The following is a 19,669-nucleotide window of genomic DNA, read 5'->3' on the forward strand; positions in this document are numbered from 1 at the left end:
AAGGCCAGAAACACCAATGCCATCCAAGACTGCCGACCGACTCACCGACGCCGCGCTGCTGTCGATCCGCGAACACGGCTACGCGGGCACGAGCATGCAGGATCTTCTGCGGGGCACCGGCGTGTCCTCGAGCTCGATGTACCACTTCTTCCCCGGCGGCAAAGAAGAGTTGGTCGCATCCGCAGTTCGCCGCGCAGGACTCACGGCAGCCGCACAGATCGCCGACGTCCTCGAGCGGTACGAGCTCACCGAGGCGATCGCCATCATCTTCGACGCTGCGGCCCACGAGATGGAGGCCAACGACTTCACGCTCGGCTGCCCGATCGGTGTTCCGGCCACCGAGGCACCGGCAGACTCGGTTCCGATCCAGAAGGCGGTGGCCGAGGTCTTCACGGCGTGGGCCGACGCCTACACGACGGCGCTCCGCGCATCAGGGGTCGGCTCCGAGCAAGCGACGATGCTCGGCCGCTTCATCGTCGCGGCCTACGAAGGGTCGGTCACCCTGGCGCGTGCCACCCGCACGACCCAGCCGTACCACGATGCCAAAACCATCGTCACCACCCAGATCACCCGTTAGGAGCACCGTCATGATGCGATTCGAACGACAGACCGTTGACGGACACGACCTCAGGATCGCCCGGGTTCACAACGGCGGTCGGCCGACGGTCGTGATGACCAACGCGTTCCCGCAGTCCATCCGCTGCTGGGAATCTCTCTGGGAGCGATTGGCCGACAATTTCGACCTCCTCGCGGTCGACCTGCCGGGCTTCGGCAAGTCGACCGGATCGGGATCGGTCATGCGACCCTCCGCTCAGGCCGAGATCCTGGTGAAGCTGATGGATGCCAACGGAATCGACCAGGTCTTCCTGATCGGGCCCGACATCGGCGTCCCGGTCTCGCTGTGGCTCGCGTCGAACCGACCCGAACGACTACTCGGGCTGAACATCTTCGACGGCCCGGGCACCTGGCCCTCCGATTTCGACCCGGCCCTCAGAGCGGCGACCCGATCCCGAGTGGTCCGATGGCTCGGAGCCCGACCGCCGATGCGACGACTACTGATGAAGCAGAATCTAGGTGCGGCGACCGCGGCGGGGTACCACCACTTCACGCCGTCAGCCGCCGCAGTCGAGGAGTATCGCACGATCTGCTTCGACCCCGAGAAGAACCGCAACTCGCTCGACTTCCTCGGGTCGTACGCGGCAGAACTGCCTGAGCTCGAGAAGCGCTTGTCGTCCATCACCGTTCCCGTGCTGATCACCTGGGGCGCCCACGACCAGTTCGTCCGACCCTCGAATGCCGAGCGCTTGCATGAACTCATCCAGGGCAGTGAGCTGACCGTCTTCGACGATGCCGGCCACTTCTCTCACGAGGACGCCGACGACGAGTGGCTGCAGCGATTCCGCACATTCGTCGAGGCCCACAAGCTGGCGGCGTAGCAGGAGGGCGGGCATCGTCAGCCCGCCCTCACCCGAGCCGTCAGAGTCGTTCGATGATGGTGGCGTTGGCGGTTCCGCCGCCCTCGCAGACGGTCTGCAGCCCGTAGCGACCGCCGGTGCGCTCGAGTTCGTTGAGCAGCGTCGCCATCAGTTTCGTGCCGGTGGCGCCCAGGGGGTGCCCGAGAGCGATGGCACCACCGTTGACGTTCACCTTTGCCGGATCGGCACCGATCTCCTTGATCCATGCGAGCACCACGGGCGCAAACGCCTCGTTGATCTCGACCAGGTCGATGTCGTCGATGCTCAGACCCGTCTTCTCCAACGCATACTGCGTTGCCGGGATCGGTGCGGTGAGCATGAAGATCGGGTCGGCGCCACGGGCGCTGAGGTGATGAATGCGGGCGCGGGGCTTCAGGCCGAACCGCTCGACAGCCTCCGGCGACGCCAGCAGCAACGCGCTTGCTCCGTCGGAAATCTGGCTTGCAACCGCCGCGGTGAGGCGACCACCCTCGGCGAGTGGCTGCAGCGACGCCATCTTTTCGAGGCTCGTCTCGCGCGGTCCTTCATCCGTCGTCACGGCACCCACCGGGACGATCTCTCGGTCGAAACGCCCCTCCGCGATCGCGGTTCGCGCCCTCTCGTGGCTCCGCAGTGCCCAGCGCTCGAGTTCTTCCCGGCTGATGCCCCACTTCTCGGCGATCAGTTCGGCACCACGGAACTGCGATACCTCCTGGTCGCCGTACCGCTCGGTCCAGCCGGTCGACCCGCCGAACGGTGTGTCGAAGCCGTACTGCTGTCCGACGACCATCGCCGATGCGATCGGGATCTGGCTCATGTTCTGCACGCCGCCCGCGACGATGAGATCCGCGGTGCCGCTGAGGATCGCCTGCGCACCGAAATGCACGGCCTGCTGGCTCGATCCACACTGCCGATCGACGGTCACCCCGGGAACCGCCTCCGGGTAGCCGGCGGCGAGCCAGGCCGTGCGAGCAATGTTGCCGGCCTGTCCGCCGATCGCGTCGACGCACCCGAAGACGACGTCGTCGACCGCCGACGGGTCGATCCCCGTCCGCTCGACGATCGCTCGGATCACGTGTGCGCCAAGGTCGGCGGGGTGCACCCCGGCCAAGCCGCCGTTCTTCTTGCCGACCGGTGTGCGGACGGCGTCGACGATGTATGCCTCGGTCATGGGAAGCTCCTCAGTTGTGGGGACTCGCGAGCCCGTCGAGAACGATCGAGAGGTACTGCTTGGCCACGGTGTCGACCGTGACCGAACCACCGGGCCGATACCAGCGCACGGACACCCAGGCGGTGTCTCGCAGGAACCTGAAGGCAAGTTCGATGTCGATGTCGGGACGGAAACTGCCGTCCTTCACCCCGGCCTTCAGTACACCCATCCACAGCTCACGGAATTCGGTTTTGAGATCGGACAGGTACGCGAAGCGCTCGTTGGTGATGAGATGCTTCACCTCGTCCTGATAGATCGCGACGGCGGAGTGGGAAGCGTCGATCGCCTCGTACGACGTGGTGACCAATGCCTCGAGCATCGCGCGATTGTCGAGCCCGGACGCGACTATCTCCCGGTACTTGCCGAACAGGTCGTCAAGGAAGCCCCGTAGAATCTCGTCGACCATCGATTCTTTGGAATCGAAGTGGTGATAGAGGCTGCCCGACAGAATGCCGGCGGCGTCCGCGATGTCGCGCACCGTGGTAGCGCGCAGGCCGCGCTCAGCGAACAGTCCGGCCGCGATCTCGAGCAACTCGGCCCTGCGTCCGGTCTTGTTTGCAGAATCGACGCTGCCCTGGGGTGGAGTCATCCTCTCATCCTATCAACCAAGCGCTTGCTAGGTATCAAACCGAGATCGGGATGCCGACATCGCCTGCGCGCGCATCTCCTACGCGCGCTGCGACGAAATAGAGACGGTCTCACCGGTGAGGTAGGTGGTGTAGTCGCTGGCGAGCATCGCGATGGTCGCGGCGATCTCCCACACCTCGGCGGCTCGACCGAACGCCTCCTGGGACGCCAGCGCATCGAGAAGTTCCTCACTGGTCACCTTCGCGAGAAACGCGTGCCGGGCAATCGATGGCGCGACGGCATTGATCCGCACGCCGTACTCGGCGGCCTCGATCGCGCTGCAGCGGGTCAACGCCATGACACCGGCCTTCGCCGCCGCGTAGTGCGCCTGCGAATGCTGGGCCCGCCAGCCGAGAACGGACGCGTTGTTCACCAGGACACCAGTGTGTGGAACGCCCTTGAAGTAGCGCAGCGCCGCGCGGGTGGCGCGGAACGTTCCGTTCAGCGTGATGTCGAGGACTCGATCCCACTCCTCGTCGGTCATGTCCACCAGAGGTGTCTCACCGCCCAGTCCGGCGTTGTTGATCAGCACGTCGATCCGGCCCAGGTCCTCGGCCGCGCCGGAGATCAGGGCGTCCACCTGTTCGGTGCTCGACACGTCGCATGCCCGCGACTCGACCACCTGCCCGGGGAACTCGGCAGCCAACTTCTCCCTGGTCTCGCCCAGCCTGCGCTCGTGCCAGTCCGACACCAGCACGTCGGCACCCTCGAGCAACGCCCTTCGCGCGGAGGCAAACCCGATTCCGGTTCCGGCAGCGGCGGTGACGACGACCTTCTTGCCTTTCAACAGGTCGTGCCCCTCCGTCTCGACGGGCGCGGTCGCAAGGGGTGAGCTCACAGTGGGTCTGTTCACGGTCGTACCTCTCGGGGAAGTCCGAGCGCGCGCTCGGAGATGATGTTGCGCTGGATCTCGTTGGATCCGCCGTAGATCGTGTCGGCACGGGTGAAGAGGAACAGCCGCTGCCATTCGTCGAGTTCGAGATGTTCGGGGTCGGTGACGTCCGATGTCGGGCCCGTCGGGGCGAGCAGCGAATCCGCCGACCGAACCTCCATCGCCAACTGTCCGAGATCGCGGTGCCAGTTGGCCCAAAGCAGTTTGGCGACGGACGCTTCCGAGCCGGAAGCACCCGCTTCGAGTGTGCGCATGGCATGGGCCCGCATCACGCGCAGCCCTATCCAGGCTCGGGCAATCTTCTCCCGAATGTTCGGATCCATATCTGCGCCATTGGCTTTCGCGAGATCGACGATACCTTGCAGCTCCCTCGCGAACCCGATCTGCTGACCGAGTGTGGAGACGCCACGCTCGAAGGTCAACAGCCCCATCGCGACCCGCCAGCCGTCCCCCGGCTCCCCGACCACCAGATCGGCCTCCGTCACCGCGTCGTCGAAGAAGACCTCGTTGAACTCGGATGTGCCGGTAAGTTGCTGGATCGGGCGGACGGTCACGCCCGGCTGATCGAGCGGCACCAGCAGGAAGCTCAGGCCCCGGTGCCGTTTCGAGCCCGGTTCGGTGCGGCACAGCACGAACGCCCATTGCGCGACATGGGCGAGGGACGTCCATATCTTCTGCCCGTTGATCACCCACCTGTCGCCATCGAGTCGTGCCGTGGTCGACACGTTGGCGAGATCGGAACCCGCGCCCGGCTCGGAATAGCCCTGCGCCCACAGCTCCGTCACGGTCTTGATACCGGGAAGGAAGCGGCGCTTCTGTTCCTCGGTGCCGAACGCAATGAGCGTGGGGCCGAGCAGCTCCTCGCCGATATGGCTGACCCGCGCCGGTGCCCCCGACTTCGCGTATTCCTGATGAAACTGCACCTGCTGCGCCAGGGTGGCTCCAAGGCCGCCGTACTCCTGCGGCCAGCCGAGGCAGGTCCACCCTGCGGCAGCGAGGTGTCGGTCCCAGGCAAGCCGCTCCTCGAAACACTCGTGCTCGCTGCCGGGCCCGCCCTTGCCCCGAAGTCGGCCGAAGTCACCGGTGAGATTGTCCGCCAGCCATGTCCTGACGGTCCGCGAAAAATCGCCGTCAGAATCGGCGTCAAAGTCGCCGTCAAGGTTGCCGTTGGTGATCGGCTCGTCCGGGCTCTCGCTCTGGTCCACGTCTGTAAGATAACCTACCAAGCACTTGCTAGGTAGGGAGCCTTGCTAGTTAGGGAGCCTTGTTAGTTAGGGAGCGCAGTGATCGAATACCCGACAACCACCCCGTCCGCGCTGAAAAGGGCCGCCCGTAACTTCGGCGACCTCACCGCAGTGGCAGATGGCGGTGTCGAATTGACCTTCACACAGCTACGCGATCGTGTCCGCGATTTCGCCGCAGCACTCTGTGCCCGCGGAGTGCAACCCGGCGAGCGCGTGGCCATGTGGTCGCCGAACACCTATCACTGGGTGATCGCGGCACTGGGCACCCACTACGCCGGCGCCACGCTGGTGCCGATCAACACGCGCTACACCGCCACCGAGGCGCTCGACATCCTCGAGCGTTCCAAGGCATCCGTACTGGTAGTCGTGGACAAGTTCCTCGGCGCCGACCGCTACACGTCGCTGCGGGAGGCGTCGCCGACCCTCGACATCCCCACCGTCATCCGAATACCGATCGGCGGGAGCGAGATCGACGGGGACGAGCGCGACGGCGACACCCGATCCCCCAACGTGCTGGACTTCGGCGACTTCCTCGGACTCGCCGGCGACGGCACTCGAGCCGAGGCGGATGCCCGCGCGGAATCCGTCTCCCCCGACGACGTCTCCGACGTGATGTTCACGTCGGGCACCACGGGCAAGAGCAAGGGCGTCATGAGCGCGCATCGGCAGGCGGTGGGCGCCGCCGCAGTGTGGGTCGAGTGCGCGGAGGTCACATCACGGGACAACTACCTGATCGTCAACCCGTTCTTCCATACCTTCGGGTACAAGGCCGGCATCCTGGTCTGCCTGCTCAGCGGCGCGACCATCGTCCCCATGGCGGTGTTCGACGTGATCGAGGTGATGGCAACCGTGCAGGCGAAGCAGATCACCGTGCTGCCGGGCGCCCCGACGATCTTCCAGTGCATTCTCGATCACCCAGACCGCGCGGACTACGAACTGTCGAGCCTGCGAATCGCCGTGACGGGGGCTGCCGCGGTTCCAGTGGTGCTTGTCGAACGCATGCAGTCCGAACTCAGTTTCGACGCCGTCCTCACCGCCTACGGTCAGACCGAGGCGGCGATGATCACGATGTGCCGCACGGACGACGATCCGGTAACCGTCTCCACCACATCGGGCCGCGCCGTCCCCGGTATGGAGGTGCGCATCGGCGATCAGGGCGAAATCCTCGTGCGTGGCGAGGGCGTGATGCTCGGGTACCTCGACGACCCGGAGACAACCGCCAAGACCATAGACCCGGACGGCTGGCTGCGCACCGGCGACGTGGGCACCCTCGACGACCGCGGCTATGTAGACATCACCGACCGCCTCAAGGACATGTACATCTCGGGTGGCTTCAACGTCTATCCGACGGAGGTGGAGAACACCCTCGCCCGGCTCGAAGGCGTCGCCGAATCCGCGGTCATCGGAGTTCCCGACCAGCGCATGGGAGAGGTAGGGCGCGCCTTCGTCGTGCGCCGGTCCGATATCACCGAGGACGAGGTGATCGCTTACTGCCGGGAGCACTTGGCCAACTTCAAAGTCCCCCGCTCGGTGCGGTTCGTGGACTCCCTGCCCCGGAACCCTTCCGGGAAGGTAATGAAGAACATTCTGCGTGAGGAGAAGATATGACGGTCCCCGATGAGGGTGACGTGGTCACCTACGAGGTGCGCGACGGCATCGCATTCGTGACGCTCAACCGCCCCGACTACCGAAACGCCCAGAACTCGGTGATGACCTACGCTCTGGACGCCGCATTCGAACGGGCCGTCGAGGACGACGGCGTGAAGGTAATCGTGCTCGCCGGCAACGGAAAACACTTCTGCGCGGGGCACGACATCGGTACCCCCGGGCGCGACCACCACGTCCACTACGACAACAAGGCCGTCATGTGGTGGGACCACGTCGACAAGCCGGGCGGCGATCAGCGATTTGCCCGCGAGATGGAGGTCTACCTCGGGATGTGCCGGCGTTGGCGCGAGATCCCGAAGCCGACTATCGCGATGGTCCACGGCGCCTGCATCGCCGGCGGACTGATGCTGGCATGGGTTTGCGACCTGATCGTGGCGTCGGATGATGCGTTCTTCTCCGATCCAGTCGTACGTATGGGCATTCCCGGGGTCGAGTACTTCGCGCACCCGTGGATGTTGGGGCCGCGATTCGCGAAGGAAATCCTCTACACCGGTGACCGTTTCACCGCCCAGCGGGCCTACGAGGTGGGCATGGTCAACCGGGTTGTCCCTCGTGAGGATCTCGAGAAGGAAACCCTCGCCATTGCCGAGCGCATTTCGGCGATGCCACGGTTCGGACTGGCGCTGACCAAGAAGGCCGTCAATCAGTGCGAAGACCAGATGGGCATGCGGAACGGCATGGACTCCGTCTTCGGTCTGCATCACTTCGCGCACGCACACAACGCCGAGATCGACACCGATTCGCTCGGCGGCATGGACGCGAAGTCGATGGCTGCCAGCGCTCGCAACTCGAGCGAGGGGGCGAAGTAGGTGGACCTCGACTTCGACGATGCCACCCTCGCCTTCCGTGACGAGGTCCGGACATTTCTGCGCGACAACGTTCCAGCACAACCATTGCCCTCGATGGACACGGCCGAGGGTTTCGAAGCGCACCGCGAGTGGGAGCGCACGCTCGCCGACGCCCGACTCTCGGTCGTGTCCTGGCCACGCGAACTCGGCGGCCGTGATGCGTCGCTGCTCGAATGGGTGGTCTTCGAGGAGGAGTACTACCGTTCCGGTGCGCCCGGACGTGTCAGCCAGAACGGCATCTTCCTGTTGGCACCCACGCTGTTCGAGCATGCCTGCGCCGAGCAGCTCGCCCGCATCATGCCGCGCATGGCTCGCGCCGACGACATCTGGGCGCAGGCGTGGTCCGAACCGGAGTCCGGCAGCGATCTCGCATCACTGAGATCGACCGCACGCCGCGTCGACGGAGGTTGGGTGCTCAGCGGGCAGAAGACCTGGAGTTCCCGGGCGAGCTTTGCCGATTGGGGCTTCGGCCTGTTCCGCTCCGACCCGGAAGCACAGCGGCACAGGGGCATTACATACTTCATGTTCGACCTACGTTCACCGGGCGTGACCGTCCGGCCGATCGATCAACTCGACGGCGAGCCCGGATTCGCGGAGATCTTCCTCGAGGACGTGTTCGTCCCCGACGACCCCGCGGACCCCGGTGAGTCCGGGGTGATCGGCGGCGTGAACGAGGGATGGCGGGTCGCGATGAGTACGGCGTCCAACGAACGGGGCCTGTCGCTGCGCAGCCCGGGCCGGTTTCTCGCGACCACCGACCGGCTCGTCGAGCTGTTGAGGTCCAGCGGGCAGATGGATGACACCGCCCTTCGCAGCAAGGTCGCCGACGCTTGGATCGGGGCCCGCGCCTATCAGCTCAGCACGTTCGGCACCGTCACCCGGCTCGCCGAAGGCGGGCAACTGGGCGCCGAGTCGTCGATCAACAAGGTGTTCTGGTCCGAGTGGGACATCGCCACCCACGAAACCGCGCTCGAGCTGCAGGGCGCCTCGGCCGAGCTCGCGGACAACTGGATGGACGGCTACCTGTTCTCACTATCGGGACCGATCTACGCCGGCACCAACGAGATCCAGAAGAACGTGATCGCCGAGCGCCTGCTCGGACTACCGAAGGGGGACCGGTGAGGTTCGCACTCGATGCCTCTCACACCGACTTCGCGTCCAGCATCGACGCGCTGCTGACGAAGGCCGACATGCCGACGGTGATCCGCGCATGGAGCACCGGCGACACCGAACCTGGCCTCGAACTGTGGGGGCGCCTCGCCGAGACCGGCGTCAACGCACTGCTGGTCCCTGAGGAACACGATGGACTCGGTGCCGATCCCGTCGATCTGGTGGTCGCGGTCGAACAGCTCGGACGTCACGCCGTCCCGGGCCCTGTGGCCGAGACGATCGCCGTCGCCCCCGCCCTACTCGCACAGGTGGCGCCTGAGAAATTGCCGGAGTTGGCATCCGGATCGCTGGCCACCGTGGCGGCGCCGCCACACGTGCCGTTCGCCGTCGATGCCGACGCCGCCGATCTCGCCCTGCTGGTCGACGGCTCGACCATCCACCTGGGCGAATCGGGTTCGGCTCTCGCGTCGGTGGACCGGTCTCGGCGACTGTTCTCGCTCACCGGATCGGAGGCGCTCGGCGAGGGCGACTCCGCTCCCGCATTCGACCTGGGCGCCCTCGCGACCGCAGCCCAGCTGCAGGGGCTCGGGGAGACATTGCTCGAGGTCACTACCGACTACGCGAAGCAGCGCAAGCAGTTCGGCAAGGTCATCGGAGGGTTCCAGGCCATCAAGCATCACCTGGCGGAGGTCGCCGTCGGGCTGGAGATGTCGAGGCCGCTGCTCTACGGCGCCGCACTGTCAGTCCGCGACGGTTCAGCGGCTACGACGCGCGATGTTTCGGCCGCCAAGGCGGCGTGCGGGGACGCAGCCTATCGAGCCGCCCGCGTCGCGCTGCAGGTGCACGGCGCCATCGGGTACACCCAGGAACATGACCTGTCGTTGTGGCTCGTGAAGGTTCGAGCGCTCGTGACGGCATGGGGCACACCTGCATTCCATCGGGCACGTGTGGTCGACTCGCTGGTGAGTGCGTCATGACGTTCGACAACGAAGAGCGAGCGGCTCTCAGGTCCTCGGTCCGGGACCTGTTGTCCAAGCGTTCGGACTCTGGCGCCGTCCGACGGGCGATGACCACCGAGCACGGCTACGACGAGGCGCTGTGGGGCACGCTGTGCGAGCAGATCGGCGTCGCCGCGCTCGCGATCCCGGAGAAGTACGACGGGGTCGGCGCGTCGCTGCTGGAAACGCATGTGGTGCAGGAAGAACTGGGCAGAACACTGACGCCGTCGCCGATGCTCGGCAGCGCCGTTCTCGCCGCCCAAGCGCTCGTGCTGTCGGGTGACGACGAAGCCTGCGCTCGTCTGCTGCCCGGCGTAGCGGCCGGCTCGGTGGCCGCGCTGTGCTGGGCGGAGCCTGCGGGCTGGAGCGGTTTCGGCGTGTCGGCTGCGGACGGCACGCTGTCAGGGACAGCGTCGTACGTTCTGGGCGGCGACGTCGCGGACGTGCTGTTGGTACTGACCTCCGAGGGTCTGTTCGAGGTCGATCCGGCCGCCGAGGGCGTGAGCCGGCGCCGCGTTCCCACGATGGACCCGACGCGGGCGCTGTCCGAGGTGCGCTTCGACAATGCCTCGGCGCGCAAGCTCGCCTCCCCCACCGACCTCGTCGAACGACTACGCGCGGTGGCACTGATCGCGCTGTCAGCGGAACAGGTCGGTGCGGCGTCCGCTGCGCTCGAACAAACGGTGGAGTACGCGAAGTCCCGCAAGCAGTTCGGTCGGGCAATCGGATCCTTCCAGGCCATCAAACACCGCATGGCCGACATGTACGCGCTGGTGGAGACGGCTCGATCGATGTCGTACGCCGCGGCGCTGTCAGGAACGCACGAGGACGCCGTCATCGCGAAGGTGTACTGCTCGGAGGCGTTCGAGACAGTCGCGGCCGAAGCCATCCAGCTTCACGGCGGCATCGCCATCACCTGGGAGCACGACGCGCAGCTCTACTTCAAGCGGGCCCACAGCACCGCGCAGTTGTTCGGGCAGCCGAGGGAATTTCTGCCGAGGCTGGCCGAGCTCGCGGGACTGTGATCACACCGCTTTCCTCACAGACTGGCTTCAATTGGCCTGGCTTCAATTGGCCTGGCTTCAATTGGCCTGGCTTCAATTCGCGATGTCGACCACTACCCGGGTAGGACCGCTGAGCGTGAAGACGGTGAATGGGCGCTGAGAACGCGTAGTCCCGATGAACGACTGCATATCACCCTCGGACCAACTGGCCCCTTCCTTGACTTCGGTCACGACGCCCCCAGCGCCCGAGACCGGGGGAAATGACCTGACCCCAGAGTCGTCGGAGGGAAACGTGATTTGGTTGATATAGATCTGGATGATCCCCTCTCCCGCCACGGAGATGGGCTCGAGGCTGTTGTCCTGAACGGCGCTGTCGACGTAGCGGGCACGCCAACCAGGTGTTCCGGGACCGGTGAACTCGTAGACCACCCGATCGAAGCCCGGATGCTTGCCGACCCGTATGTCGGTCAACGTCAGATCTGCCGACGTCGAGGCAGGCGACGACTGTGGGCCTGTGCCGGTAGGGAGTGTCGAGTTCGAATCCGATCCTTGTTCACCTACGCCCTCGGAAGTCGATTCGGTCGATACGCGAGCGGGGGCGGACTCCGATGCTGCGGCCGATGTGGCCATCGCACCGTCGGTGGCTCCGGCCGTGGTCACGGCGGCTGACGTCGTCGTGGTGCTCTCTGCTGCGTCCGCGTCAACACCCCCACATCCTGTGGCAGTGAATACGACTGTTGCGCAGGTCAGTCCGGCGGCAATCGTGCTGAGTCGGGTTTGCAAGGGCAACCTTCCGTAGTAGGAATTGTCGTAGCGCGACCAGCGCGCACGACACCAGTAGAACGTCGATCAACCAAACAGGAGATCGGCTTCACACGTTCGTTGTGGGCCGGATCGGGGAGGCTTGTTGCAGAATTCACTCCGCAAAGGGATCGCCGGGCGACCTCTCGTATCGAGTTGATCGGGCATTTTTTGCATGCGCGACCGGCACCAAGATCGACCCCTCCCACTCTCCGTAACGAAACGGACCAGTCGGACAACTATCTCATGACCCAATCGCATAGAACGAATCGGAGTATGGCCGTGAAATTGTCGTATGCTGTTGGTGCAACGCTCATCTCGATGATGGCATTGCTGATGGCAGGGTGCGGTGGAGAGGGCGCGCCAAGTGAGCAAAGCCCTGAATCCACCCTGCACCTTCCATCCTCGACCGCCCCGGCTGCCACCAGCACGGCCGCCGGCGTTCCTGTTTCCCCCGTGAGGCCGGCCGATGACGGTCGCTCCGAAACAGCCGGTGAACTTACTCTTAGGTTGCAGACTGCCTCTCCCCCGGACGATCCCGAAAACCTCGAGGGCAAGTGCAGTGACCCGCAGTGGCGAAACGCCCAAGGCGCGGAAGGCGACCGCCGTTGCGGGGCCCCAACCCCTTCACAGCACCACCGTTCGTTCCCGCCCCGGACGATCCCGAAAACCTCGAAAGCAAATGCAGTGACCCGCAGTGGCGAAACGCCCAAGGCGCGGAAGGCGACCGCCGTTGCGGGGCCCCCAACCCCTTCACAGCACCACCGTTTGTTCCCGCTCCTGCCGAAACAGATAGTCCCCAGTCCTGATAACCGAGTGGACCGCCCGCCATCCTGTCGAAGGCGTCGGCGGCGAGTTCAACGTCGACAACTGCGCCAAGGCCCTCCCGATAGCCAAGGAAGAAAAAGCATCATCTCGCACGCCCGATCAGCTTCGGGAACAAGGCAACGGAACCGACAACTAGGCGGCCCGCAAGGGCTGGTCCGGCGTGACCTGCGATTGGGTCACGAGTGTGTCGTGATCGACAATTCGCACTAACTCAGATCTCTTTCATACGGCACGCTGCAGTATCAATGATTCGAGAAAGCTCGCGACTCCGTCTTCGTCATTGCTGGGCAGGACGCGGTCGGCCAAGGCCAGAATGTCATCGATCGCGTTGGACGGGCACAGCGCCGTCCCCGCCCACTTCAGCATCTGGACGTCGTTGGTCGCATCACCGACCACAGCGACCTCGGACGAGCTGATCCCCTCGGCCGCGCACAGCTCGGCGAGGGCGCTGGCCTTCGACACCCCTGACGCAGACATCTCGACGTATGGCGCACCGGAGTGGGTCAGTTCCATACCCTCCACGCCGGCTGCCACCGTGGTCCGATACAGCTCGGCACCGGAGACGTCCGGATGCCTCGCGACGATCTTGACCATCGGCTCGTCCGGCAGCGGCAGCAGTTCGGACAGTGCCATCTCGTGCGGGTGCCGTTGGTGGTCGGTGAATTCGCACAATGCCGCGTAGGCCGGTTCGGCGACGAACCCGGTGGGGCCGACGTTCGCGAACGCCACCCCTGGCATCACCGCGCGCACGCGGTTCATCGCCGCCGCCGCCGACTCCATCGCGATCGTGGTCGTCGCGGTGATCTTCGGGGATCCGTCGGTGAGGTCGAGGATCACGGCGCCGTTCGCGCAGATCGCCTTGCCGCGAAACCCGCATGACTGCGCCAACTCGTGCACCGAGTGACGGGCACGGGCCGTCGCCCACACGATCTCGACGCCCGCCCGCCGAGCCTCCTCCATCGCCCGCGCAGTGCGGGGAGAGATCGTGCGGTCCGAGCGCAACAGGGTGCCGTCGAGGTCGGTAGCCACCAGCCGAGTTCGAGTCACCCCGGCATAATGCCAGGCTCGTCGTATCCGCGCGCGGCCAAATGAAGTATCGATAACCTGGATCACATGCGCCATCTCGTACCCGGCATTGTGCTCAATTCCGGAACCGTCATCCCCCAACTTGGGCTGGGCGTCTGGCAGGCCACCAATGCCGAAACCGAACACGCCGTGCGGTTCGCCCTGGACGAGGCAGGCTACCGCCACATCGACACCGCAGCCGCGTACGGCAACGAGGAGGGCGTCGGCCGAGGCATATCCACCTCATCGGTACCGCGCGAAGACATCTTCATCACCACGAAGCTGTGGAACAGCGACCACGGATACGAGCCGGCCTTGAAGGCGTTCGACGCCAGCCTGGCCCGCCTCGGTCTCGACTACATCGACCTCTACATGATCCATTGGCCGCTACAGGGCGACGACCGCCTCCTCCACACCTGGGACGCGCTGGGGGCCATTGCCGAGTCGGGACGAGCCAGGGCGATCGGCGTGTGCAACTTCGAACCCCACCACCTGCAGCTACTCATCGACCACGGACGCGCTCTGCCCGCGATCGACCAGGTGGAACTGCATCCGCATCTCGCCCAGCGCGACATCCGGAACTTCTGCGCCGAGCACGGCGTCGCCGTCGAATCGTGGAGTCCGCTGGGCGGCACCAGCAACTCGGGCTGGGGCAAGAGATCGAAGCCCAACACCCTACTGACGGAGCCGATCATCACGCGCATCGGCGACCGGCACGGCAAGTCCGCGGCTCAGGTAATGATCCGCTGGCATCTTCAGAACGGCCTGATCGTCATCCCCAAGTCGGTTCACGATTCGAGAATCCGTGAGAACATAGACGTTTTCGACTTCGAACTCGATGAGCAGGACCTCAGCGAGATCGACACGCTGGACAGCGGTATCCGTGTCGGCGCCCATCCGGACCAGTACCAGGCAGGCGCGCGCTAAGTAGGCGAGCGAACCGCTACCGCACGACACCCAACCTCACCGGCATCTGCTCGAGTCCCGACACGAAATTCGCCGGACGGCGCCGCAGCGGGCCGTCGTCAGCGAGCGTCATTTCGGGCAGGCGCGACAGCAGTTGCTCGAACATGATCTTCGCTTCGAGCCGGGCCAGTTGGTTGCCGAGGCAGAAGTGAGTGCCGAACCCGAATGCGACATGCGGGTTCGGAGACCGGTTGATGTCGAAGACCTCGGGATCTGCGAATACCTTCTCGTCGAAGTTCGCGGATTCGAACAGCAGCATCATCTTCTCCCCCTGGCGCAGTTCTGCTCCGAAGAATTCGACGTCGCGGGTGACCGTGCGGCACATGTTCTTGATCGGCGACGACCAGCGCAGCATCTCTTCGACAGCCGTGGGGATTGCGCCGGCGTCGTCCACCAGGCGCTCCTGCTGATCGGGGTGGCGCATGAGTTGTTCCATACCGCCGCTCAGGACGTGCCGGGTGGTCTCGTCTCCACCGACGAGAATCAGCAGGGTTTCGCCGACGATTTCCTCATCGCTGAGCCGAACCCCCTCGATCTCGCTGTGCACGAGGACGCTGGTCAGGTCGTCGGTCGGATTCTGCCGTCGTTCTTCGATCGTGCGGAGCGTGAACTCGCTGAATGCTGCGTAGGCGTCCATCTGCGCCTGCAATTCCTCGTCTGTGGCGTTGCTTCCGAGGGCGTTCATCAAATCGTCGGACCACCGCAGAAAAGTCTCGCGTTCCTCCGGACGTACACCGAGCATGTCGCCGATCACCGCCATGGGCAGCGGCGCAGCCAGGTCGCGGACGAAGTCCGCCTCACCCTTCTCACACACTGAATCGATGAGATGGTCGCAGATCTCCCTGATCCGATCGGCCCTGGCCTCCACGCGCTTGCGAGTGAAACCAACGTTGACCAGCCGACGATGCTGCAGGTGCTGCGGATCGTCCATGTCGATCATCTGTGGCAGCGGGCCCACCCCGGGGCGTATTCCCCCCGCGCTCGAGAACAATTGCGGGTCACGTTCGGCGGCGAGCACGGCCTCGTACGACGCGGCCCCGACGATGCCCTCCGCGCGATACACCGGTTCGCGGGCCCGCATCCAGGCGTAGGCCTGGTGGGTGTCGCCCAACTCCCCCGAGTAGAAACGTCCGTCGAGCAGATCGAAATTCGGCCTGTCCGCCATCGCGATGCTCCTCGGCCGAGATGTTCCCCGGCATTGAAATCCGACGAAACGTGTCCCGATAATAGAACGTGTTCCTATCCTGACGGAGCGGTACGAACAGACCCGCGTTCAACCACCCGAAGGAGATGTGCATGGCTACCGACGACGCCAACGGACTCGCGAAGAGTTCTGTACTCGTCACCGGCGGTGGGAGTGGCATCGGTTTGGGCGTCGCCAAGACCCTCGCAGCCGAAGGCGTCCACGTCACGATATGCGGTCGCAACGAGCAGAAACTGGAAAACGCGGCACGTGAAATCGGCAACGCCGACAACAGCGTTGACACGGTGGTCGCCGACGTCACCGTCGAAGCGGATGTGATCCGCGCGGTGTCTCAGGCGTGCGAACACACGGGACGACTCGACGGCGTCGTCGCCTGCGCGGGCGGCAACGAGACCATCGCCCCCGTCACCCAACTGGACGTCGAGGCGTGGCGTCGTACGGTCGACCTCAACATCACCGGCACCATGCTGACGATCAAGCATTCGGCCCGTGCGCTGGTGGATGCGGGCGGAGGGTCGATCGTCGCAATTTCGTCGATCGCGAGCAGCAATACGCACCGCTGGTTCGGGGCTTACGGACCATCGAAAGCGGGAGTGGATCACCTGGTGCAACTCGCCGCCGACGAACTCGGCGCAAGCAACGTACGCGTCAACTGCATCCGCCCAGGACTCACCCGCACCGATCTCGTCGCGCTCATCACCGACGGTGGGCCGATCTTGGAGGACTACCTGGCGAACACTCCCATCGCGAGAGTCGGCGAGGTCACCGACGTCGCGGCGCTCGCGAAGTTCCTCCTCGGCCCGGACTCCACCTGGATCACGGGTCAGATCATCAATGTCGACGGCGGACAGATGCTGCGCCGCGGCCCCGACTTCAGGTCGATGCTCGAACCGGTCTACGGCGCCGACGGTTTGCGAGGGGTGGTGGCGCCATGACGTCGCACCAGGTGCTGGGCAAACAGATCGACACACCGGTCGAGGTTCGGCGGGCATCCGCGATCACCGCCATGTACTCGGTGCCGGCCACCGCTGCCCAGGATTTGATTGCCCACACGGGTCTCGAAGTCCTCCAATTCCGTCCGGGTCGCGGCGTGTGCGTGCTTGTGTTCGTCGATTACGTGGACGGAGACCTGGGCCCCTACAACGAGTTCGGGGTCGTGTTCCTCGTCCGGGATCACCGCGCCGCCGCCGCTTCGGTCACACAAGATCTCAAGTCACTCGTGCAGGGCAGGGCCGGCGCACTGATCCACCGGTTGCCGGTCGACGGCGAGTTCACCATGGCTGCCGGCAGAAGTATCTGGGGCTTCCCCAAGACCTTGGCCGACTTCGACGTGGAACACAGCGGTTCGGTGGAGCGTGCATCGGTGAGCCAGGACGACCGCCTGATCGCTCAGCTCAGCGTGAAACGTGGTATCCGGGTACCGGCTCCGGACACCGCCACAGCACTCGCCGCCTACTCGAATCTCGACGGCGTCACAAGGGTCACCACATGGCAGATGCGTCCCAACGGCGTCCGCTCGCGACCCGGTGGGGCGGAGTTGAAGCTGGGCTCCCACCCGATCGCCGACGAACTGAGGTCCCTGGGGTTGCCGAGGCGGGCGCTCGTCACTTCCTCGATTCCCGACCTACCGATGACATTCGGGGACGCCCAGCCCATATGAGCAAGCGCGTGGCTGCTCTCGTGACCGCAACCGGGGCGGTCACTCGCGGGGTGTGGACAGCCACACCCCCGACTCACCTGTCCACCCCCTCGAATGACGACGTCGGAGGTGAAAGGCTGCTGACATGAACGAATCTCCCGCGCCGCCACTGGTCGAGTTCCTCCGAGCCCCCATCGCCGCGAAGACTTGGCGTGAGGCCGGATACCTCGCCGTCACCGTCCCGCTGGCTCTCGCCGGCCTCACCTACCTCGCTGCCGGGTTCGGGAGTGGACTCTTGCTCGCCGTCACCCTCGTGGGGTTTCCCTTGCTCGCCGCAGTCGTCCTTGGCGCCAGAGGCTTCGGTTACGTTCACCGGAGCCTGGCAACGACAATGATGGGTGCGGCGGTGGCCGAACCACCCCGGCCGACACGAGAACCGGGCGTCATCGGATTCGTCCGCTCCGGGCTGACAGACCGCACAGGCTGGCGAGCGATCCTGTTCATGCTGATCAAGACCGTCATGTTCGTTCCGGCCTTGGTCGCGCTGGCGTTTGCTGCAGGTGCGCTGTATCTGACGATCTTGCCGATCCCGTGGTGGTTGTTCGATGTCAAGAGTGTCGACTCCACCGGGACCGAGCGACATTCGATCATCGAAATCGGGAACGTCTACTTCGATACCTGGCCGCAGATGATGCTGGTGTCCGCGGTAGGGGTCGCCTGCCTGCTTCTCGCGCCGTGGCCGATACGAGGACTCGCCGCACTTGACCGCTCCCTGATCCGCTCGCTACTCGGCCCGTCGCGCCGCGACTCGCGCGTCGAGCAACTCGAGCGCAGTCGTACTGCAGCCGTGGAAGACTCGGCGACTCGGCTGAGACGTGTCGAGCGTGACCTGCACGACGGCACCCAAGCCCGCATCGTGTCGATGGCCATGACGTTGGGTCGCGCAGAAGAGCAGCTAGCCGCCGGACAGGACCCGTCCGATCTCGTGCACAGCGCGCACGCGGCGGCGAAGGACACCCTCGTCGAGCTGCGAGAGTTGGTGCGGGGTATACATCCCCCCGCCCTCGATCTCGGCCTCGCCCCCGCCCTCGAGACCCTGGCGGCGCGCAGTGTGATTCCGGTGGATCTCGCGGTATCCGATTACTTGCGGCCCTCTCCGGGTACCGAGGCAATTGCCTACTTCGCAGTGGCCGAACTGCTAGCCAACGTCGCCCGTCACTCGAACGCAACCCGCGCGTGGGTGTCGGTGACCTCTGACGATCACACCCTGACGGTAATGGTCCGCGACAACGGCTCGGGTGGCGCTCGTGTCGGGGCGGGAAGCGGACTGTCCGGGTTGCAGACACGCGCCGCCACCGTGGACGGAACACTGGTCGTGGACAGTCCCGTCGGCGGCCCGACCGTCGCAACCCTCTCCCTCCCCGTCGACGGAGCCCTCTGATGCGGATCGTGATCGCCGAGGACAACGCAATCCTGCGGGACGGGCTGGCACAGCTGCTGATCGAACGTGGTCACGAGATCGCGGCAATCGCCATGGACGCCCCCACCCTGGGCGCCGCCGTCGCCGAGCACCGACCGGATGTCGCCGTGGTCGATATTCGGATGCCTCCCACATTCACCGACGAGGGACTCGTGGAGGCCGTGGCACTGCGCAGAAGGTTCCCCGACATCGGCGTTCTCGTGTTCTCACAATGGGTGGAAACCCGTTATGCCTCTGAACTTCTCGCCGGAAGGGCGGCCGGGGTCGGGTACCTCCTCAAGGACCGCGTGGCGGACGTCGGCGAGTTCGTCGACGCCCTAGAGCGGGTCGCGTCGGGAGGAACAGCACTCGACCCGGAGGTGGTGACCCAATTGATGGGTTCGAGCCGCAAGGCCGAGACTCTGGACCGGCTCACCCCGCGCGAGCGCGAGGTGCTCGGGCTGATGGCCCAGGGCCTGTCGAACGCCGCACTCGCCCAGGCGCTGCATATCACCGAGCGAGCAGTGGAGAAGCACATCGGCAACATCTTCACCAAGCTCGACCTGCCGACATCGGATGGACACCACCGGCGTGTCCTCGCAGTACTCCGATACCTGGAGCAATGACGACTCACCTGTTTTCGTCCCGTGCC

At 65.2% G+C, this 19,669-nt stretch carries 19 protein-coding genes; 12 read left to right on the forward strand and 7 right to left on the reverse strand.

The genetic code is table 11. The features are described from left to right. The first annotated feature begins 16 nt into the window (after positions 1-16). Together BFN03_RS15035 and BFN03_RS15040 are read left to right on the forward strand one after the other, a co-directional pair. Positions 17-577, forward strand: a complete 561-nt coding sequence (locus BFN03_RS15035) for a TetR/AcrR family transcriptional regulator (RefSeq protein WP_070379679.1) — start codon at positions 17-19, stop codon at positions 575-577. Between the two features lie 10 nt (positions 578-587). Further along, positions 588-1,436 carry an alpha/beta fold hydrolase gene (locus tag BFN03_RS15040; protein WP_070379680.1) on the forward strand — a complete coding sequence of 283 codons (849 nt, stop codon included), beginning with the start codon at positions 588-590 and terminating at the stop codon, positions 1,434-1,436. A 40-nt stretch (positions 1,437-1,476) separates the two neighbouring features. Here BFN03_RS15040 and BFN03_RS15045 read toward each other — a convergent pair whose 3' ends face one another. The 4 genes from BFN03_RS15045 to BFN03_RS15060 all read right to left on the reverse strand — a co-directional run bounded on the left by BFN03_RS15045 (position 1,477) and on the right by BFN03_RS15060 (position 5,388). After that, positions 1,477-2,625 (reverse strand): acetyl-CoA C-acetyltransferase, encoded by a 1,149-nt coding sequence (locus BFN03_RS15045; RefSeq protein ID WP_070379681.1) that lies wholly within the window; start codon positions 2,623-2,625, stop codon positions 1,477-1,479. A gap of 10 nt (positions 2,626-2,635) precedes the next feature. Beyond that, positions 2,636-3,253, reverse strand: coding sequence for a TetR/AcrR family transcriptional regulator (locus BFN03_RS15050; RefSeq protein ID WP_070379682.1), 618 nt, complete (start codon positions 3,251-3,253; stop codon positions 2,636-2,638). 78 nt (positions 3,254-3,331) lie between these two features. Continuing rightward, positions 3,332-4,144 carry an SDR family oxidoreductase gene (locus tag BFN03_RS15055; protein ID WP_070379683.1) on the reverse strand — a complete coding sequence of 271 codons (813 nt, stop codon included), beginning with the start codon at positions 4,142-4,144 and terminating at the stop codon, positions 3,332-3,334. After that, entirely contained in the window at positions 4,141-5,388 is a 1,248-nt protein-coding gene (locus BFN03_RS15060; RefSeq protein WP_070379684.1) for an acyl-CoA dehydrogenase family protein, read from the reverse strand. Before BFN03_RS15060 ends, BFN03_RS15055 begins: the two co-directional genes overlap by 4 nt. 78 nt (positions 5,389-5,466) lie before the next feature. On the opposite strand from BFN03_RS15060, the gene fadD3 reads away from it, so the two are divergent. Genes fadD3 through BFN03_RS15085 form a run of 5 tightly spaced genes read left to right on the forward strand, consistent with a single transcriptional unit; the run spans position 5,467 to position 11,076 of the window. Continuing rightward, positions 5,467-7,035 (forward strand): 3-[(3aS,4S,7aS)-7a-methyl-1,5-dioxo-octahydro-1H-inden-4-yl]propanoyl:CoA ligase, encoded by a 1,569-nt coding sequence (gene fadD3 / locus BFN03_RS15065; protein ID WP_070379685.1) that lies wholly within the window; start codon positions 5,467-5,469, stop codon positions 7,033-7,035. Beyond that, a complete protein-coding gene (locus tag BFN03_RS15070) occupies positions 7,032-7,904 on the forward strand; it encodes an enoyl-CoA hydratase (RefSeq protein WP_070379686.1) in 873 nt (290 codons plus the stop codon). Before fadD3 ends, BFN03_RS15070 begins: the two co-directional genes overlap by 4 nt. Next, positions 7,905-9,065: an acyl-CoA dehydrogenase family protein gene (locus tag BFN03_RS15075; protein ID WP_070379687.1), complete on the forward strand. Its 1,161-nt coding sequence runs from the start codon at positions 7,905-7,907 to the stop codon at positions 9,063-9,065. After that, positions 9,062-10,030, forward strand: coding sequence for an acyl-CoA dehydrogenase (locus tag BFN03_RS15080; RefSeq protein WP_070379688.1), 969 nt, complete (start codon positions 9,062-9,064; stop codon positions 10,028-10,030). The genes BFN03_RS15075 and BFN03_RS15080 overlap by 4 nt, the downstream gene beginning before the upstream one ends. Next, positions 10,027-11,076: an acyl-CoA dehydrogenase family protein gene (locus BFN03_RS15085; RefSeq protein WP_070379689.1), complete on the forward strand. Its 1,050-nt coding sequence runs from the start codon at positions 10,027-10,029 to the stop codon at positions 11,074-11,076. Before BFN03_RS15080 ends, BFN03_RS15085 begins: the two co-directional genes overlap by 4 nt. Positions 11,077-11,148: 72 nt before the next feature. On the opposite strand, the gene BFN03_RS15090 is transcribed toward BFN03_RS15085, so the two are convergent. After that, a complete protein-coding gene (locus BFN03_RS15090) occupies positions 11,149-11,838 on the reverse strand; it encodes an AMIN-like domain-containing (lipo)protein (RefSeq protein ID WP_084385634.1) in 690 nt (229 codons plus the stop codon). A 1,068-nt stretch (positions 11,839-12,906) separates the two neighbouring features. Further along, entirely contained in the window at positions 12,907-13,731 is an 825-nt protein-coding gene (locus tag BFN03_RS15095) for an HAD family hydrolase (RefSeq protein WP_070379690.1), read from the reverse strand. 66 nt (positions 13,732-13,797) lie between these two features. Here BFN03_RS15095 and BFN03_RS15100 point away from each other — a divergent pair, with 66 nt between their 5' ends. Beyond that, positions 13,798-14,676: an aldo/keto reductase gene (locus BFN03_RS15100; RefSeq protein ID WP_070379691.1), complete on the forward strand. Its 879-nt coding sequence runs from the start codon at positions 13,798-13,800 to the stop codon at positions 14,674-14,676. Between the two features lie 16 nt (positions 14,677-14,692). Here BFN03_RS15100 and BFN03_RS15105 read toward each other — a convergent pair whose 3' ends face one another. Beyond that, positions 14,693-15,880, reverse strand: coding sequence for a cytochrome P450 (locus tag BFN03_RS15105; protein ID WP_070379692.1), 1,188 nt, complete (start codon positions 15,878-15,880; stop codon positions 14,693-14,695). Between the two features lie 131 nt (positions 15,881-16,011). Between BFN03_RS15105 and BFN03_RS15110 the strand changes: the two genes are divergently transcribed. The 4 genes from BFN03_RS15110 to BFN03_RS15125 all read left to right on the forward strand — a co-directional run bounded on the left by BFN03_RS15110 (position 16,012) and on the right by BFN03_RS15125 (position 19,643). Next, positions 16,012-16,854, forward strand: coding sequence for an SDR family oxidoreductase (locus tag BFN03_RS15110; RefSeq protein WP_084385795.1), 843 nt, complete (start codon positions 16,012-16,014; stop codon positions 16,852-16,854). After that, on the forward strand, positions 16,851-17,579 hold the full coding sequence (locus tag BFN03_RS15115; protein WP_070379694.1) for an acetoacetate decarboxylase family protein: 729 nt from the start codon (positions 16,851-16,853) through the stop codon (positions 17,577-17,579). Before BFN03_RS15110 ends, BFN03_RS15115 begins: the two co-directional genes overlap by 4 nt. A gap of 124 nt (positions 17,580-17,703) precedes the next feature. Beyond that, complete coding sequence (locus BFN03_RS15120) at positions 17,704-18,999, forward strand: sensor histidine kinase (protein ID WP_070379695.1); 1,296 nt, start codon at positions 17,704-17,706, stop codon at positions 18,997-18,999. Then, entirely contained in the window at positions 18,999-19,643 is a 645-nt protein-coding gene (locus BFN03_RS15125) for a LuxR C-terminal-related transcriptional regulator (protein WP_070379696.1), read from the forward strand. The genes BFN03_RS15120 and BFN03_RS15125 overlap by 1 nt, the downstream gene beginning before the upstream one ends. Positions 19,644-19,669: the final 26 nt, after the last annotated feature.

The sequence above is a fragment of the Rhodococcus sp. WMMA185 genome (assembly GCF_001767395.1).
Taxonomy (GTDB): domain Bacteria; phylum Actinomycetota; class Actinomycetes; order Mycobacteriales; family Mycobacteriaceae; genus Rhodococcus_F.